Below are 17,378 nucleotides of genomic sequence, written 5' to 3'. Positions count from 1 at the left end.
CCCCCAGTCGCGCAAGGAATAGTCCGTGAGGGTGATCTCCTGTAGGGAGCATTTACGTGAGGCAATGGCTATGCCGCTCGGGAACATCGCTTAATGAGGCAACACGGCCTCTCATCCAGATCGTCGCGCTATAAATTATAGTCGACTTGTAACGGTTTTGTTTCGTGAGCTTGTCCCTGCCTAACGTTTCCCCTGGCTGGTATGAACAGATCAGGGAAGGGGTATCAAACGAAGGACGGAGTAAAGGCGGAGGCTACCGGTCGCCTTCTTGATGTTCACATTAAAGCCGTGAGCCTTGAACAGATGGAGATCGCACGGCTGGAAGCCGCGCTGGTGCGAGTGCGCATGGAGAGCCACATTCTAAAAAACAGCGGTAGATTCGCAAGGAAGTCGCGGTGAGGTATGCCTTGATCGAGCAACGTCGTGGCACCTGGCCGATCGTGGTGCAGTGCCGTGTTTTGCAGGTCAGCGCTAGCGGTTATCGTCATCACCGATTGCTGCAAGCCACCGATATTGGCCCAAACCAGCCGCACCGTCTGCTCAGCGATGCGGCCTTGGCGGTGCATATCAAGGCGGGCTTCGCCAGGATGAAGAATGATTTGACGTTTTCGGTCGTCAGAACATTCAGCACACTTCGCGGCATAAATTAGCGGAGTGGTGGCCTCGTGTGGGGGTAGGTTTAGGCGGCGAGCTTGCGGTGTTGCAAACGCCGATGCTCGATGGTCTGCCGCTTGAACCTTTCGCGCTGCTTTATGATGGCTGGACCCCCCGCCGAAGTAGGCGTCGGCGGACGTCACGTTGCTCAGGCTCTCTTGATACCTCTGATGGTTGTAGTGCTCAACGAAGGCCTCGATCTGCGCCTCAAGGTCGCCCGGCATCCGTCAATTATTAATGTGTCGGCTCCCACGTAGCCTGCCAACGGCAGATCAATGCTTCGACGATATCACGCAGTATGATACAGCCATCTGGGAAATCATCATGATCGCTTCCCCGCGGTAAAAGTACGGCCCCTGATATAGACGCCATCAGGGCACCTACTGCCGATTGAATGTTCGAATTCTGGTGCGAACTGGGTGCCATTACGGAGCTGACCGCCTGTTCGAAAAAGGCATGGATGCGCGCTGCTGCGGGTGCAGTATCACGAATGGGAGCGCCATTCTGCGTGCCAGCGGTGTCGAACCAGAACAGGAACAAGCTATTCATGCCGAAGGCGGCGATCTGGTCGCGTGAAAAATCGAAGGCCCGATCGGCAACGGCGATCAGGCGCTTTTCCGCGTCGTCATATGTGGCGAATTCCATCTCTAGCCTATCAGCGAAATTGGCCAATTCGCTGTCACGGATCGCGAGAAACAGTGAATCGCGATCCGCAAAATACCGATACACGACACCGGAGGAATAGCCGGCATGACGGGCAATTCCACGGAGCGATATCGGTCCTGAGGGCTTGGCCAGCAGCAGATGACGTCCCGCGTCAATCAATGCTTGCCGCACATGATCCTTAGCCTCTGCGCTGCGCGCCCGACTAGGTGATGCCGTGGTGCCAGCGACTAGAATATCTTGATGGCCCTTAGCATTTCTCTCCATTGCGCGCCTTCCTGTCTGATGTCGGGTGCTGAATAGCGCAATCACGGCGCATTGCCCCCCGATAAATTCGCTTGAATGAACAGCGTTACCCTATTAGGATAACGCTGTTCACATAAAGATTGCATCCACGTTGCGGTGTGACGAACATGCATGAGGATGCCTGGTGACCGACCAGCCGAACTTGATAGCTGAGCAAAATATCCAGCGCTGGATCGAAGCGACGATGGGCGATATTGTCGCCATGGATATCCTGCCGGGATGGCGCCCGGCGTGGAACGTATCGGTCCGCACGCCGGAGGGCGTAATCCATATCCATATTCGCGGCGATCGCGGTGCGGGCCAGGAAACGCAGCCGTTGCGCGTAGAACATGATGTCTTGCGGTTGCTGGCGGACGAGGGCATCGCCGTACCGCATATCCATGGCTGGTGCGACAACCCCGCGGCGATTGCCATGGAGCGCATCGACGCGACGGCTTTCGCGGGCGGCGCCGACCGCGACGCAAACCTGCATCGGCTGGTCAGCGATTATATGGCGATCATGGCGTCCGTTCACCGGATCGATACAGTAAAGGCCGCAGGGATCGGATTGCCACAACCGCAAAGCCCGCAAGCCATTGCGCTCGCCTATTTTGATGATGCGGATCAACAGTATCAAAGCCATCGCGATGGTCCCGATCCATTGATCGCCTTTCTACGTAAATGGGTGCTGGGCAATCTTCCGCTGCATCGCACGGAAACGGCGCTGCTGATCGCCGACGCGCCGCAGTTTTTTCATGATGGGGACAGGATCACCCATATTTATGATTTGGAACTGGCGCATTTAGGCGACCCCATGGCGGACCTAGCATCGATCAGGGTGCGCGACATCAACGAACCGATCGGCGATCTGACGTCGTTGTTGCAGCGCTATGTCGTGGAAAGCGGTAACCTGATCGACTGGGTGGCGCTCGATTTTCACACCATCGCGTCTTTCCTTGCTGTGCCGATGCGGATGGAGTCGGCCCTCCGCACGCAGCGCCAATTGCCTGCCTATGTCGAATATCTGTCCTGGGATCTTGGCTGTAGGCGCGCTGCTTTGGAAACATTGGCGCAGGTGCGCAGGGTCGATCTGACACCTGTCGCCGATCTTGTAACCGTCGAAAAAGCGACCGACATCATTTATGATAATTTGGTCGCGAGTTGTACCGATCTGCCAGCGGCGCGCGGACGATTGCGCGAACCTCCAGCCTTGTCGCTCGCCCGCTATGTACAGCGCCGCGACGCCATCGGCCACGAGATTGCGCGCCGCGATCGATCGGAGGCAGAGCAGTTGCTGGGCCAAAGTTTCGCAAGCGCGGCAGCGGCCGAGGCGACGCTGGAACAATATGTGCTGGCCGCCGGGCCAGATAAGGAAGCCGATCTGATCGGCCTGTTCCATCGCCGGACGATGCGCGCGCTGCAATTGCTGCGTGGCTACCCTGGACCCATCGTGGATAGAGCGCCCGGCCCTATCGATCGGCTGGCTTTTTCCGATCCGCCTTCGACGACTGTCATGGCGCACGATTCGGCCACCCATATCTAGAAAGAGGATAGGCGCATGGAGCAGGAGCAGGCTTTCAGGGGTGAAATGCTCTATACCGGAATGCTGGAAGGCGCGCTTGTGGACCCGGTTTATTCGGTGCGGGTCGACAATGTCCGATGGTCGCAGCCTGGCGAAGCAACAATCCTGTCGGATCAATTCTTCCTGGAATGGCTAATGTACCGGGAGGATGATATCGAATGCGCACGTCCGGGGCGCAACTTCGTGACGTCTCATGCCGTCATCCTCGTGCCGCCAGGGCAGGCGGTGCGGACGCGCTGGAACAGCGGCCGCCTTCGGACCATATCCTGCAGCTTTCGGACCGAATTACTGGCCGACTATCCCGAATTGCTGTCGTTCCTCTCCAGTCTCGACGGGGACCATCAGTTCAATCTCGACAGCCCTTTCCTTCAGGCCGGCCTGACCCGTATCGCTGACGAGGTCGTCACGCCGGGCCTCGACAGCGGGTTCATGGTCCGGTCGCTGCTGTTCGCCATTTGCGGTGAGATACGCCGTGCGACGCTGGGGCAACCGGTGCCGCAGGAGTGCGACGGCGCCCTTTCGCCAGGCCAGATGACGATGTTGCGGCAGGTTCTGCATGAAAGCGGCAAATTGCCTACGGTGGTCGATCTGGCACAACATTGTGGCGTGACGTCGCGTGCCTTGTCACCGCTGGTGAAGCGCGCCACGGGCGTTACGCTGCGCCATTACATCGCGCGGGAGCGCCTGAACCGCGCGAAGGCGCTGCTCGACGACCAGAAATTGATGGTCAAGCAAGTCGCCTATTCCTGCGGCTTTGCCAGCGCAGCGGCGTTTACGGCCGCCTTTCGCAAGACGACGGGCATGACGCCGGTCGAGTATCGGACGCGGTGCTGATCGGCTCCTTCTCCAGATTGAAAGTCACCCACAATGCTGACTGTGCATCACCTCAACGATTCCCGCGCTCAGAAGACGATATGGCTGCTCGAAGAACTAGGCCTGCCCTATGATCTGGTGCCCTATCAGCGGCATCAGGTAACGATGATGGCGCCACCCGCGCTCAAGGCGCTGCATCCAGTCGGCAAATCGCCGATGATCGAGGATGAGGGACGGATCGTCATCGAATCGGGCGCGATTACGGAGCATATCATCGAGCGGCATGGCGATGGTCGATTGGCGCCAGTGCCCGGTACGGATGCGCATGAACGGTATCGGCAATGGCTCTATTATGCGGTGTCGTCCGGCATGAACCCGATCATGATAAAGGTCTATGCCCGCGCCTTCGGTCTGGATGGCAGCCCGATCGATGAGGCAGCCAATGTCGAACTGGCGAAGGCGCTGGCCTATCTCGACGATGCGTTGGCCGACGGCCCCTTTCTCCTCGGCGAAGATTTTTCTGCTGCCGATATCCAGATGAGCTTCATCCCGGAAATCGCGCAAACGCTGATGCCGATCGACGCCTATACCCATATCGTGACTTGGCTGGACAGGCTGCATGGCCGTCCCGCGTTCCGGCAGAGCATCGAGCGAGGCGGCGACTATAGACTAGCGGGCAAGGCGGGACTGCGGGAGCCAGTTGCATGACCAATATACTGTCGGCGACGCCGGAAGGCGGTTTTGATCTGGGACATGGGATGATGATGCCGGACGCCGCGATCCTGCGCGATGGTCGTGTAGCGGCGGACAGCTTCTGGAGCGTGGCCCAGCATGCGGCCGAGCGCGACGCGATATATCGACGATGCTGGCTTTATATGGTGCGCGCGGAGGATCTGCCGAAACCGGGCGATTATGTTGTGCGCGATGTCGAGATTTGCGGCGTGTCTGTGCTGATCGTGCGGGGCAAGGACGATGTGCTGCGCGCCTTCCACAATGTCTGTCGCCATCGCGGGATGCCCGTCGCCGATGGCCCTTGCGGCAAGGCGGAGGCATTTCGCTGCCCCTATCATAGCTGGACCTTCCGCCTGGATGGCAGCTTGAAGGCCATTCCCAACCAGCGGTGTTTTCCGTCGCTGGATGCGGATGATCTGGGGTTGGTGCCGATCGAGATAGACGTGTTTGCCGGGTTCGTTTTCATCAATCTCGATCCGCAGCCCGCCTTTTCTCTCCGGGCGTTTCTGGGTGGCATCGCGCCGCTGCTGGAGACGACCACGCTGGTCCCCTTCACCCACCGGGACAGCCTTTCATACGAAGTCTCAGCCAACTGGAAGGCGGGGCTCGACCCGCAATATGAGGGCTATCATGTCGGCACCGTCCATGCGCTGACGATCCGCGAAATATCGGTGACGCCTGCCAACCCTTTTTCCGAATTTCGCAAGATGGCCTTTGCCGGGCCGCACGCCGCAGGCTGGTCGCAGGGCAATCCGGGCTGGCGACCGCGCGCCGAGCGGCTCGTCCAGTCCTTTGCGGTGCAGACGATGGGGGCGTTAGCCGGACGTGTAGCGGGTGAGGGCTATCCGAGCGCAGAAACGCCTGCGTCGCTGGCGATATTCCCCAATTTCATGATCCATCCCGGTGCAGGCGGCTGGTTCACGCAGCAGCATTGGCCGCTGACGGCGCAGAGCCACCGCTGGACTGCGCATTATTATTATCATGCCCCCGTTACGGCCAGCGAACGCTTGGCGATCGCCCAGGCAACCACATTCGCGCGGGATTCGGGGATGGAGGATTTCATGGTCATGGCACGGCAGCAAAAGGGGCTGGCGTCCGGCGCGACCGAGAGCTTCTATTATGGCGAGGCGGAAATGCTTCCCCGACACCGCGCGGCGGTGATCCGATCCGTTTTGAACGGAGCGCAGGCGAACATGAGGAGCGCGGCATGAGTGCCAACCTGCCCGCGGCCTTCGCCGATCTGGAACAATTCGCCCATTTGTGGATCGGACTGGAGACGATGGAAAGCCGCTATCGCGCGCGGCAGGACATGCCGTTCGATGCACTGAAGCAGTTTTACGATGCTACCGCGCCTCGGCTTGCCGATATGATGGCGCATCTCGATGCGTTCGGATCGGACACTCTGCCATCGGCTGAAGCGCGGCTGTATCGCGTGGCGCTGGGGCTGGTGGAAGCAGCACAGGCGGTGGAGTTTTTCGCGGCCGCCCGACTGCCCGGCGCGCCCTATCCGCACGATGTCGCGGTGGGCGGCCAGGCGGCGCTGTCAGACTGAGGATACGTGCGCGGTCCGGCTCGCGGCGATCAGGATGAGAGCCGCGACGACTTCCGATCCGATTGACGCTGCAAGGATCGGCGCATAGCCATCCATCGCGATCGAAATGATTCGTGCGGCCACGAAGCCTGCAAAGATCACGCCAACGGCGAGTAACAGGGGTTGCCGAAAACGCGGGGTTGCAAGGCCGTAGAGGATAATCCCCCCCATGGCCCAGAAGGAGCCAGCGTAAATCGCGCGGGCTTCGTTGAGGCCTGCCACCCCCCTGGGTTGCAGCGCGGTCATGTCGGTAATGGCGGTCGTTGCGACCAGGGCGTAGACGCCGAATGCGATCAGGGCGAAACCGATCACGCCGGACAAGGAACCCATTATCTTGTTCACGCAGTTGCTCCAATTGTTTCGCGGGGTTGACGATCAGCCTTGCGGACCTGAACCGGGATGCCGTTCAGCACGGCATTGCCCGAAATGACGTCGACCATCGTGCCGGGGCTGAGGATATTGGTGTTGGCCCCGGCGTGCGCCTGAGCGATCGCGATTTGGGTCTGTGGATCGCGATGCCCCCAGCCGTGCGGCATCGACACCACGCCGGGGCGGATGTCGTCGTCAATCTCCAGCGGTACATGGATTTCACCCGATGCAGAGGTCAGCGCGACCAGATCGCCGTTGGCTAGTCCATGGGTGGCGGCATCGACGCTGTGCATTTGCAGGGTGCAGCGATCCTTGCCCTTCACCAGCGTATCGATGTTGTGCATCCAACTGTTGAGCGAGCGGAGATGACGGCGACTGACGAGGACGAGCGAGGGATCATTGGCGACCAAGGCCCGCTCCAGCCGGGGAAGGTCGGACAGGATGAGGGCGGGCGTGAGGTCGATCTTGCCGGATGCGGTTTCGAACCCCTCATGCGCGCGGGGGATAGCGGGCGCGACGATCAGGCCGTTAGGCTGATCGCGGAAACTATCGAGCGTCAGGCCGTTGCCTACCGTGCCGAAGCGATCGCCGAACGGGCCGGTGCGGATCGCCAGATCGAGGATGCGATCCGGTCCACGGTCGGGCAGCGCCGCGATCGCCATGGTAGGATCGATCCCGCGTCCGGTAGCGAGTGCGCGGAAATAGCCATCGTCCATAGCGTCGATATCGGCACCCGGCTGGCCACCGATGATCGCGCCGACGCGGGCGACGACGCGCCAATGGTCCGGGCGATCGGTAACTGGAAAGACTGGTGGCGAATAATGGCCGCCGCTAGTGAGGCAGAAAATCCAGGACCACATGTCATAATGCGCGCTTTCCAAGAAAGATGGGCTGGGCAGGATAACATGGGCGTGGCGGGTCGTTTCGTTGAGATAATTGTCCAAGCTGACCATGCATTCCAGCAGCGGTAGCGCCTGGGCGAGCTTACCTGAATCCGGGGCGCTGAGCGCCGGATTAGCGGCGAAAGTCAGCAGCCCCTTGATCTGGCCTGGTCCCGGCGTAGCAATTTCCTCGGCCATGCAGGAGGCAGGGAATTGGCCCAGCACTGCGGGGACGCCGCGCACCCGGCTCTTGCCCATGACGACCGGCATGTCGGCGGGCAGCGTCGCCAGCATGTCGACCAGCGGAGCGACGGGGCGGCTCCACATGCTGCCGCCCTGCCGGTCCAGATTGCCCGTCAGTATCGCCAGCACGTCGATCATCCAGGACGCCAGCGTGCCGAATGTCTGAGTACAGGTGCCGATGCGGCCGTAGATGGCGGATCGTTCGGTGCGGATCAGTTCGTCGGCCAGGTTTTCGATGACGATGGCATCGATGCCGCAATGATGGGCGACCCATTGGGGGCTGAACCCGGTGACGATCTCCCGCAGCGTCTCCAGCCCGTTAACCAGGCCGTCGAGGTGCCGCAACCGCACAGCGTCGCGGGCGAAGAGGACATGGGCGATGCCGAGCATGAAGGCCGCGTCGCTGCCGGGCTTCAGGCCGATCCACTGGTCGGCCGACCTTGCCGTCTGGGTGCGGACGGGATCGATCACGATGACGCGCCCGCCGCGCGCGCGCAGATCCCGCATCGCACCCATCACATCGCGATGGGAAAAGATGCTGCCCTTCGACGCGGCCGGATTGCCGCCGAAGATGACGAACAAGTCGGTATGATCGAGGTCTGGAATGGGTATTTTCCATTCATTGCCGAACATCAGCATGGCCGACAGATTCTTGGGGTGCTGATCGACCGTGCCAGACGAATAGACCTGTTTAATGCCCGACGTTGCCAGCATCAGACCCGAATAGCGCGACAGCGTGGCGTCCTTGCCCGCCATATTGCCACCATAAGCCGCGAACGCATGGGGGCCGTGGCGCTCGCGCAGCCCTGCGACCAATGTCTCCAGACGATCGAACGCGGCCTCCCACGAGGCGCTTTTCCACTCGCTCCCGTCGCGGATCATGGGCGTGCGAAGCCGGTCGGGATCATGATGGAGCGCGCCGAGCGTCGTGCCTTTGGGGCAGATATGGCCCAGGCTCCAACGATCCTGCTTGTTGGGGCGGACGGTCGCCGCCCGTCCGCCCTCCACGGTCACGGTAACCCCGCACATCCCCTCGCACAGGGGGCAGGTGCGGTGCTGTACGCCATCGTGGGTCATCGTCATGCTGTCCTAGCTGCCAAATCGATAGGTGAGTTGGAGGCCGTAGGTCCGCGGATCGCCATAATAGACGGTGCTGGCCGGAAAGGAACTGAGCAGCACGGCCGGGCCGATCGGATATTGCTTGTCGAACAGGTTGCGGACATAGGCCGCGATGCTGATGCCGCGCCCGCCAATGTTGCTCAGTTCCAGGCGGCTGTTGACGACATCATAGCCGGGCAGTTGCTCACCAAACTGCGCGTCATAGGCCGACGTGTGATACAGGTCCGCGTTGAAGGCGAGTTCCCCATCCATCGGACGGATCGGCAGCACGGCGCGTAATGCGGCTGTCCCCGAGAATTTGGGGGTGGGGAGCGTGACTTCATTCTTGGTCAGCGTCAGTGGGCCGAACGGCTTTACGTCATCGACCTTCTGATCGACATAGGCACCGCCAAAGCTGAACGTCAGCCAAGGCGCAGGTTCGATCACGAGTTCGGCCTCTATGCCGCGCACGGTCGCGTCGGATGCGTTGATGGCGAGAGAGGTCCGGGTCGGCTGATCGGGTGCCGTCGGCGGAATACCGAGCGGGCGGACGTTAAAGAATTGCAGCGCGTCCTTATACTTCGTCTGGAACGCCGATACGTTGAAGCGGCCTTTCATAGCGCCCGCGCGCCAGTTGAGTTTCATGCCCAGTTCGACGTCGGTGACCTGTTCCTGCTTCACCTTCTGATAGGGCCGCAAGTCCGGGCAAGTCGCGCCGCCAAGACACGCGCCAACTCCGCCGGTGGTGAAAGGTGTTTCGAACAGCGGCGTGTTGACGTTGACGCCGCGAATGCCGCGCCGGGACGTGACATAGAGGAACAGGTCGTCGGTCGCCTGATAATCCAGCCCCACGGTCCAGGTGGCATAGTCGCCCTTATTCTTCACGATGCCGGTGCCGTCGGGCAAGCCAAGCGCTGCCTGATCGGCGCATTGCTGCTGGCTGAGCGCCCCTGCGAGGCTGTTGCCTGCGCACGCCTTGACCTTGTCCCAGGTGTAGCGCGCGCCTGCGTTGGCGGTCAGCTTGTCGGTGATCTTGAACCCCAGCTGCGCGAACAGGGCGAAGCTGCTGTTGGTATAATGCGACGTGCTGTAATTCACCGCCGGGCCGTAAAGGTCGATGAAGCTGAACTGCTGCGGGAAATTGACGTTGGTGCCGGTGGGCTTGTCCTTGCTGTAGAAGGCACCCGCAATCCAATTGAGGCGGCCCATGTCGCCCAGCACCTGAAACTCGTCGGTCAGGAAGGATTTATTCGCTTCGGCACCAGTGTGATAGATGACGAGCCGTCCCTGGGGGCCAATCAACTGGCGGGTGCCCTGGGTATTGACGAACTGATAATTATAGACGTCGCGATAGCCGAAAATGTTGCGGATAGTGACGTCGCCCAATTCCAGGCTGGTGGTATTTGTGATGCCCCAGATGCGGCGATCGGCTGCGACTTTCAGGCTGCTACCGTCGTTCACCAATTCGTTCGTGACCTTGTACGGACCGTTGGCCTGTTGCTGCGCGAACAGGCTGGCAAGATCTGCTTCATAGACGGCCGCATCGGCGGGCGCGAAGCCGAAGCCGCCGACCAATATACCCGACAGCACACCGGCATTATAGCGATAGGGAACCTCAGCAGCGGGCTTTTCTCGCGCCCGGAAATAGTCGAAGACCAGCGTGTTAGTCAGATTCTCGGTAGGCTGGAGCAGCAATGACGCGCGAAAGCTCAACTGGTTGGTGTCGTCCAGGTCGGGATTGCCGGGTGTGAGGTTCTTCGTCCGGCCGTCACGGTTGCGATACTGCGCAGCAATGCGAAGCGCCGCCACATCTTTGGCCAACGGCACGTTGAGCGCGCCCTCCAATTCCTTATAATCGAAATTCCCATAGCCGGCCTGGATATAGCCATCGGTATCGAAGGTCGGCTTTTTCGAATTGACCAGCACCGCGCCGCCGATGGTGTTGCGCCCGAACAATGTGCCCTGCGGCCCTTTCAGCACCTGAATATTGGCCAGGTCGAAAGTCGGGATATTGCCACCCTCTTTGGAGAGCGGCACATCGTTGAAATAGGCGACGATTGCGGGCACGCCTTCGCCGATCGGCAATTGGCCAAGGCCTCGCAACGACAGCGTCGGCTGGTTCTTGCCGCCCTCCTGCGAGAAACGGAAGCCGGGGGTGAGGGTGGCGACGTCGCTCAGATCCTGGACCGATTTCTGCTCCAGCATCTCGGCAGAGATAGCGGTGATCGATACCGGCACCGATTGAAGCGATTCCTCGCGGCGGCGGGCGGTCACGACGATATCCTGTAGTCCGCTATTTACCGAAGGCTGGTCGGCAGGCTGCTGTGCCAAGGCCGGTACGGCGGTCGCGATCAGGGTCAGTGCGCTGGTGGCAAGCACCTGGAATTTGACGGATTTCATAGCTATCTCTCCCCTTGGGCACCTTCTGTGTCGATCCACGGATCGCCTGTGGTGCTCCGGTGCAAACTAGCGCAGCCGCCGCCGGGGCACGACCGCCTTTGCTATCGCTGGTTGCAAAGACGCTATCGCTGAGCGCGCCATACCTCTATCTGGCCCAGACCAGTGGAAGCGATTCCACATGGATGATGTTACTGAGATAGAAGGGCACATCGAACCCCGGTTGCACTGTAAAAGCGGGCAGGGTGTTAAGCATTTCCTGCATAGCGATCTGTAGCTCGCGCCGGGCGAGATGTGCGCCGAGGCAGCGATGTGGGCCATAGCCGAAAGTCAGATGCGAAGGGCGGCGATCGAAGCGAATTTGCGTCGGGGCCTCGAACGCTTCGGGATCGTTCGATCCCAATGGGGTCGACATGGCAACCCGGTCACCCGCGCGGATCGTGACATCGTGCAGCATCACGTCTTTGGTGCAGATGCGGAATGTCGTGACAGCGGCATAAGCGCGCAGCAACTCCTCAATGGCTACGGTGGCACTCGCCGGATTTTGCCGCAGAGCGTCCTGATCGGCCGGATGGGTCGCCAGATGCTGGAAATGCAGGCCGATATTCGCCGACACTGTATCTAGTCCGCCAAGATACAGGTTGAAGCAATGGCCGAACACTTCTTCAGGCGTCCATTTGCGCCCCTCATATTCCAGTTGGAGCGCGATGCTGATCAGGTCGTCGCCGGGCTTTTTGCGACGATCTTCGATGGCGTTGAGCAGATAGGCCTTCACCGCGCGCGTGCCCTTGACGCGGTCTTCCATGTCGTCGGTATGCAACAAGGAAAATTCCCAATCGAGAAACTGCTGCATCTCCTCCTGCGGCAGGTCGAGCAGATCGAGGAAGATCGACACCGGGAAAGGGATGGCGAAATCCCGGATGAAATCGCATTCCCCCCGGTCTTTGAACTTGTCGATATATTCTCGCGCGCGCAGGCGGACCTTGCCGTCCAGTTCGCCCATCCGCTTGGGCGAAAAGACGGGATTGAGCGCATTGCGAAAGCCGGTGTGTCGCGGCGGGTCAAGTTCGGTCGGGATGATGTCCCAGCTTTCGCCGATCCCGGCAGCAAAGCCGGTATTGCCGCGTTTGCCGAAACTGTCGGTATCGGCGTAGATTTTCCGCAGGTCTTCCGCGCGCCGCACCACCCAGCCCGGCTGACGCCCAGGAAACACGTCGGTGCCGTAGAAGATCGGCGGGCCTTCATGCAGTCTGGGAATGATGTCGGTATAGGGATTGACCGTCGTCGCCCGACGAGGCGTTAGGGCAAAGGGCATGACGAGTTGGCATGGCACATTGTCGGGAAGGTCGATCACTAGCAGCCTTTCTTGTCCAAGTTTCGATCGGGCACGCTTACTGTCCGCCGAAGCGATAGCGCATACCAATCCCGACCACGCGGGGGTCACCCGCATAGTCGACCGCAACCCCCAGCCCACCGGTCTGGTAGAGATCGGAAAAGCGACGGCTGAGATATTTCTTCGCCGTCAGGTTGCGACCATAGACATAGAGTTCGATATTCGGATCTTTGAGCTGATAGGCGATGCGGCCGTTGAGCAGGCCATATCCTGCCGTTTCACCCAACGCATTTTCCTGGGCATAGGCAGCCTTGACTGCGGCGGTCTGCTCGTCCGACGCTATCACCGGATTGAAATGCTGCTTGCCGACATAGGCGTAATTGACGTGCAGGATCAGGTCGCCAGTCGACAGGGCGATGGTCTGCGTCGCGCCGATGCTAAACTGGATCTTGGGAAGTTGCGTCAGCGCGCGACCGCTGAGGTCAACCGTGCAGTCGTAACGCGGAACGCCAGCGGCGGTCGGCGGCGCGGCGGCGCATCCGGTCAGCGGCGTGGCGCTGGTGATCCGCTGCACTTCGGAAATGCTCCCGGCCTTATATTTGCCATTGAGCAGCGAGAGATTGCCCGAAATCTCCATGCCCGACCATGGTGCCGCCACGACCTCAAACTCAGCCCCCCAGACGCGGGTATCGCCGTTATTCTGGGTATATTGGGTGACGCCCACGCCAGGTGCAACGGCATTGACGATCACCTGCGCATTGCTTTTCCAGGTGTGGAACAGCGCGACGTTGGTGCGCAGCCGATTATCGAACCAGCTCGCCTTGATGCCGCCTTCGACGTCCTTGACCTTTTCCGGCGAGAAGGCGGGAAGCGACCCGGCACGTATATTGAAGCCGCCCGCCTTAGCCGCGCCGCGCGTGGCCACGTAGAGGAAGATGTCCTCGCTCGCCTGCCAGTCCAGACCCAGGTTCCAGGCGGGATAGGAGAAATTTTTCGACTGGGTCTGGTTGCATTGCGTGGCCGTGGGCGTCTGGTCTGGATTGACCAGATTGCAGTTCACGCCGAACGGCGTGCCCGCGACGGGCGCGTTAGGGGCGAGGCCGAGCACCTGCTGGTTGTGCAGGACAACCTCCCGCCCGTCCCACGTGTAGCGAAAGCCGCCCACTGCACGCACGCTGTCGGTCAGATTATAATAGAGCTGCGCATAGGCACCCTTGGTCGTATTCTTCGCGTCGCCGAAGCTGTTGCGGATCAACCCGCCGAAAATCTGCGATTGGGAATATTCAAAGCCTGTTTCGCGCGAGGCGTAGCCGCCCAGAATATAGCTCAGTTTGTCCGTGATGTTGCCGGATAGCTGAAGTTCCTGCGAATAGGATTCCGAATGCGCGCCGCCGAACACGGCAAGGACGGGGGATGGCGATCCATCAAGGTCGATCAGACCGTCGGAATCCGAATAGCGATAGGCGGTGATCGACTTGAGCTTATGCGCGCCGATGTCGATGTTGACGACACCGGAAAAGCCATAGGCAACCAGCCTGTCGAACGGCAACTGGCTGTATCTCGCCTGGATGTCGGCAGGTAGCGTCGCGAAGGTCGGGTTGGTCGTGGGCCGCACAAGCCCACCTGCATAGGTCGTGTACCAATTGTCCTTCGTATGGATCGCGCTGGCCAGTCCGGGTGCAAAGGCTGCCAACGGCCCCTGAAACGACAGCGGATTGAACCCGGCGGTCTGGGCAAGCTGGCCCATGTCCGTGATCTTGTTGTAATCGCCGCTCAGGGTAACGTCGAACCCGTCTCTTTCATATTTCAGCTTGCCGCGCAGGAAGTGGCTTTTCTGATCGCCCACGTCGCGGTTCAGCCGGGCATTGTTGCCATAGCCGTTGCGATCATGGAAATCATAGACGACACGCGCGGCCAGGCCCTCTGCCAGCGGCACGTTCAAAACGGCTTCGACATCCCGATAGGCATAGTTGCCGACTTCGCCCTTCAGGCTGCCTTCCAGCCGATCGACAGGATCCTTGGACAGAATGTTGATCGCGCCGCCCGTCGTGTTGCGCCCAAACAGCGTGCCCTGCGGACCACGCAGCACTTCGAGACGCTGGAGATCGTGCAGATCGGTCAGGCCCTGCGAAGGCCGTGCGATATAAACGCCGTCGATATAGGTCGCGACCGCCGGATCGTTGGCGATCAGCGGCTGGAGATTGCCCTGGCCGCGGATCGACACGAATGCGAAGCCGGACGTCGAGGCAGAGCCGGTCGATATGACGACGCTGGGCGCGACACGCTGCACGTCCTGCACGCTGACGATCTGCGCGCGCTGAATCGCGACATCGCCCAATGCCGTGACGGCCAGCGGGGTGGTTTGCAGGCTTTCCTCGGTCCGCCGCGCGGTGACGACGATATCCTGAATGCCGCTGAACTGTTCCTGCGCCGCTTCCTGTGGTGCGACTTGCCCCCGCGCGGGCTGAGCCATCGCGACAGGCAGGCCCGACAGCATCGTCGCCACCATCAGTTTGGACGTTATCATCATTCTCTCCCACATATCTTTATTGATTGCGGACAGGCGACATTTCGATGGGATGACAACCTACCTTAGGAAAGGGTGGCACGGTTCATCGATAGTGAAACGCGGGTCGGCGATAGCCGCGCCGCTTCCGCGTCACATGATTGTTGCGAAACGATAGCCTATTGCATTCCGGCGATAGCCTGTCGCCTTGCCCGCCCTTTCTCCCATGGTCAGAGATCGTTCCGGCAATCAGAACAGCGGCTGCGGGCCGCTAAAAAGGACATGCACATGGCAACGCTCGATGCAGACCGGATCGAAGCATTTCTCCGGCATCAACTTGATATGTTCAATCAGGGTCAGCGTGACGACTTCATCGCCGCCTACCGTGACATCGCGCCAGGCGGGCTGCTGATCGATGACCCGGTGGGTAGCGATCGTCAGGAGGGGCTGCACCTGATCGGGGAATTGTTCGACCGCTATGTTGGCTGGAAGCTGACATTTGTCGAACTGATCGTGAACGGGCATGAGGCCGCGGCCTGCGTAAGGAACGAAGGCATGATGAATGGCCATCCCGTCACAGTGCACAGCCTTGAGACATATCATTTCGGCGACGACGGCACCTTCCTGGCCCGCTATTTCCATCCGGCGATGTCGGCATGACCGCCGCGGACCAACTCGCGATACACAGCGACAAGATAGAACTGACCGCGACCAGCGCCCTGTCGGTCGAGACTGTCCTGAAAGTCCGCCATTGGAACGACCGGTTGTTCAGCTTTTCGGTGACACGCCCGGCGAGCTTTCGGTTTCGGTCCGGCGAGTTTGCCATGATTGGACTGACGGGCGACGGCGGCAAGCCGCTGTTGCGCGCCTATTCAGTTGCCAGCCCTGCCTATGCCGAGGAACTGGAATTCCTGTCGATCAAGGTGGAGGACGGCCCCCTGACGTCGCGATTGCAGAATATCCGGCCCGGTGACCAGATATATCTTGGGCGCAAACCCACCGGTACTTTGGTGACCGACGCGCTGTTGCCCGGCAATCGGCTGTTGCTGCTGTCGAGCGGCACCGGGCTGGCACCGTTCCTCAGCCTGATCCGCGACCCCGACGTCTATGAACGCTATGAGCGCGTGATCGTCGTCCACAGCGTCAGGCAGGCAAGCGACCTAGCGTTTCGTGCGGAGCTAGAATCCGGCCTGCGGGATGATCCGCTGGTATCGGAACCGGCAATGGCGCAACTATCCTATCTGCCCACGGTGACGCGCGAAGCCTTTACCTGCAACGCGCGTATCACAACGATGATCGAAGATGGCAGCCTGTTCGCGCAGGCTGGACTGAGTGGTGCGCCGCTCTCGGTCCAGACCGATCGCATCATGCTATGTGGCGGCATGGCCATGATCAAGGATATCGCTCACCTGTTGGATGCGCGTGGCTTTATCGAAGGCTCCAACGCGAAGCCGGGCGATTATGTGATCGAACGAGCCTTTGTCGGTTAATAATGGCGGGATGCTGGTCACTTGCCATTTTCATAGATGGGCTTCAGATCGGCCTCGGCTCGGCGGGCATCAGCGGAAAGCGCATTCGCCAATCTATAACCAGGGATCACACCCTGCGCGACGTCAACCACAACGACCTGGACGTTAAGTTTCGGCCTATCAACGGCAGGCTTCTCGCCCGATCAGGCGGCCAGCTGCTGTTCCACCTGATCAGCAAACTCTATGAGCAGACCAGCGTCATCATCACCACCAACCTCGCCTTTGGCGAGTGGCCCACCGTGTTCGGCGATCCCAAGATGACCACCGCGCTCCTCGACCGCGTCACCCATCATTGCGACATCGTCGAGACCGGCAATGACAGCTGGCGCTTCAAAAACCGCAGCTGATCCCCCCCAGCACCGATCAATTAGAAGATGTTTTGCGCTGCGCGCGCCTCCGGTCGGGCTACGCCCTCCCTACGCCGCGCGCAGCGCAAGGAAGCCCGTCACATCAACGCTCCGCCATCCTGACAGGGGGTCCCTTTTGCGCGTGTCATCGGTCGTGCAATTCTCCGCAAAAGTGGGCTTTGAAAATTCCCTAGTTGGTGGCCCCTTCATCTCATTCTGCCGGGGCTAGGTTAGCGTCCGCGCTCGTGGTGTAATTTCCGGTGTAGATTGAGGCGATCGCATGGGTGGGGCATGCCCCACCCATGCGAATTCGATCTCGGTGGCCACCGGGCTCATCGGTAAGGTGGAGTTACCA

14 protein-coding genes and 2 pseudogenes are annotated in these 17,378 nt (G+C 60.4%); 9 read left to right on the top strand and 7 right to left on the bottom strand.

The genetic code is table 11. From position 1 onward, the window contains the following. Positions 1 to 407: 407 nt before the first annotated feature. Positions 408 to 650, top strand: coding sequence for a hypothetical protein (locus EWH12_RS20020; RefSeq protein ID WP_129927604.1), 243 nt, complete (start codon positions 408 to 410; stop codon positions 648 to 650). Positions 651 to 679: 29 nt separating this feature from the next. On the opposite strand, the pseudogene EWH12_RS20015 reads toward EWH12_RS20020, so the two are convergent. Both EWH12_RS20015 and EWH12_RS20010 read right to left on the bottom strand, forming a co-directional pair. Beyond that, positions 680 to 878, bottom strand: a pseudogene (locus EWH12_RS20015) (integrase core domain-containing protein); the annotation flags it as partial. A gap of 10 nt (positions 879 to 888) precedes the next feature. Next, positions 889 to 1,584 (bottom strand): TetR/AcrR family transcriptional regulator, encoded by a 696-nt coding sequence (locus tag EWH12_RS20010; protein ID WP_129927603.1) that lies wholly within the window; start codon positions 1,582 to 1,584, stop codon positions 889 to 891. Positions 1,585 to 1,747: 163 nt separating this feature from the next. Between EWH12_RS20010 and EWH12_RS20005 the strand changes: the two genes are divergently transcribed. From EWH12_RS20005 to EWH12_RS19985, 5 genes are read left to right on the top strand one after another with little or no spacing between them, the layout of a single operon-like run. Continuing rightward, the gene (locus EWH12_RS20005) at positions 1,748 to 3,145 is read left to right on the top strand and encodes a phosphotransferase (protein WP_129927602.1); all 1,398 of its coding nucleotides are present in this window, start codon (positions 1,748 to 1,750) and stop codon (positions 3,143 to 3,145) included. A 15-nt stretch (positions 3,146 to 3,160) separates the two neighbouring features. After that, a complete protein-coding gene (locus EWH12_RS20000; protein ID WP_129927601.1) occupies positions 3,161 to 4,018 on the top strand; it encodes a helix-turn-helix transcriptional regulator in 858 nt (285 codons plus the stop codon). A 33-nt stretch (positions 4,019 to 4,051) separates the two neighbouring features. Further along, positions 4,052 to 4,705, top strand: a complete 654-nt coding sequence (locus EWH12_RS19995) for a glutathione S-transferase family protein (protein ID WP_129927600.1) — start codon at positions 4,052 to 4,054, stop codon at positions 4,703 to 4,705. Further along, positions 4,702 to 5,940, top strand: coding sequence for an aromatic ring-hydroxylating oxygenase subunit alpha (locus EWH12_RS19990; RefSeq protein WP_129927599.1), 1,239 nt, complete (start codon positions 4,702 to 4,704; stop codon positions 5,938 to 5,940). Before EWH12_RS19995 ends, EWH12_RS19990 begins: the two co-directional genes overlap by 4 nt. Then, on the top strand, positions 5,937 to 6,281 hold the full coding sequence (locus EWH12_RS19985; RefSeq protein ID WP_129927598.1) for a hypothetical protein: 345 nt from the start codon (positions 5,937 to 5,939) through the stop codon (positions 6,279 to 6,281). The genes EWH12_RS19990 and EWH12_RS19985 overlap by 4 nt, the downstream gene beginning before the upstream one ends. Here EWH12_RS19985 and EWH12_RS19980 read toward each other — a convergent pair. The 5 genes from EWH12_RS19980 to EWH12_RS19960 all read right to left on the bottom strand — a co-directional run bounded on the left by EWH12_RS19980 (position 6,273) and on the right by EWH12_RS19960 (position 15,171). Continuing rightward, complete coding sequence (locus EWH12_RS19980; RefSeq protein ID WP_242496141.1) at positions 6,273 to 6,632, bottom strand: DUF4345 family protein; 360 nt, start codon at positions 6,630 to 6,632, stop codon at positions 6,273 to 6,275. The genes EWH12_RS19985 and EWH12_RS19980 overlap by 9 nt on opposite strands. Before the next feature lie 26 nt (positions 6,633 to 6,658). Further along, positions 6,659 to 8,896: a molybdopterin-dependent oxidoreductase gene (locus tag EWH12_RS19975; RefSeq protein WP_129927596.1), complete on the bottom strand. Its 2,238-nt coding sequence runs from the start codon at positions 8,894 to 8,896 to the stop codon at positions 6,659 to 6,661. A 6-nt stretch (positions 8,897 to 8,902) separates the two neighbouring features. Continuing rightward, on the bottom strand, positions 8,903 to 11,311 hold the full coding sequence (locus tag EWH12_RS19970) for a TonB-dependent receptor (RefSeq protein ID WP_129927595.1): 2,409 nt from the start codon (positions 11,309 to 11,311) through the stop codon (positions 8,903 to 8,905). Between the two features lie 145 nt (positions 11,312 to 11,456). Beyond that, on the bottom strand, positions 11,457 to 12,662 hold the full coding sequence (locus tag EWH12_RS19965) for a cytochrome P450 (RefSeq protein ID WP_207212450.1): 1,206 nt from the start codon (positions 12,660 to 12,662) through the stop codon (positions 11,457 to 11,459). 37 nt (positions 12,663 to 12,699) lie between these two features. After that, positions 12,700 to 15,171 carry a TonB-dependent receptor gene (locus EWH12_RS19960; RefSeq protein ID WP_242496140.1) on the bottom strand — a complete coding sequence of 824 codons (2,472 nt, stop codon included), beginning with the start codon at positions 15,169 to 15,171 and terminating at the stop codon, positions 12,700 to 12,702. A 72-nt stretch (positions 15,172 to 15,243) separates the two neighbouring features. On the opposite strand from EWH12_RS19960, the gene EWH12_RS19955 reads away from it, so the two are divergent. The 3 genes and pseudogenes from EWH12_RS19955 to EWH12_RS19945 all read left to right on the top strand — a co-directional run. Further along, entirely contained in the window at positions 15,244 to 15,807 is a 564-nt protein-coding gene (locus EWH12_RS19955; protein WP_242496139.1) for a nuclear transport factor 2 family protein, read from the top strand. Further along, a complete protein-coding gene (locus EWH12_RS19950; RefSeq protein WP_129927593.1) occupies positions 15,804 to 16,637 on the top strand; it encodes a ferredoxin--NADP reductase in 834 nt (277 codons plus the stop codon). The genes EWH12_RS19955 and EWH12_RS19950 overlap by 4 nt, the downstream gene beginning before the upstream one ends. 176 nt (positions 16,638 to 16,813) lie before the next feature. After that, positions 16,814 to 17,023, top strand: a pseudogene (locus tag EWH12_RS19945) (ATP-binding protein); the annotation flags it as partial. Positions 17,024 to 17,378: the final 355 nt, after the last annotated feature.

Source organism: Sphingobium cupriresistens (assembly GCF_004152865.1).
Classification (GTDB): domain Bacteria; phylum Pseudomonadota; class Alphaproteobacteria; order Sphingomonadales; family Sphingomonadaceae; genus Sphingobium; species Sphingobium cupriresistens.
Note: the sequence above shows the minus strand (reverse complement) of the source record. Positions and strands in the feature narration are given on the sequence as shown.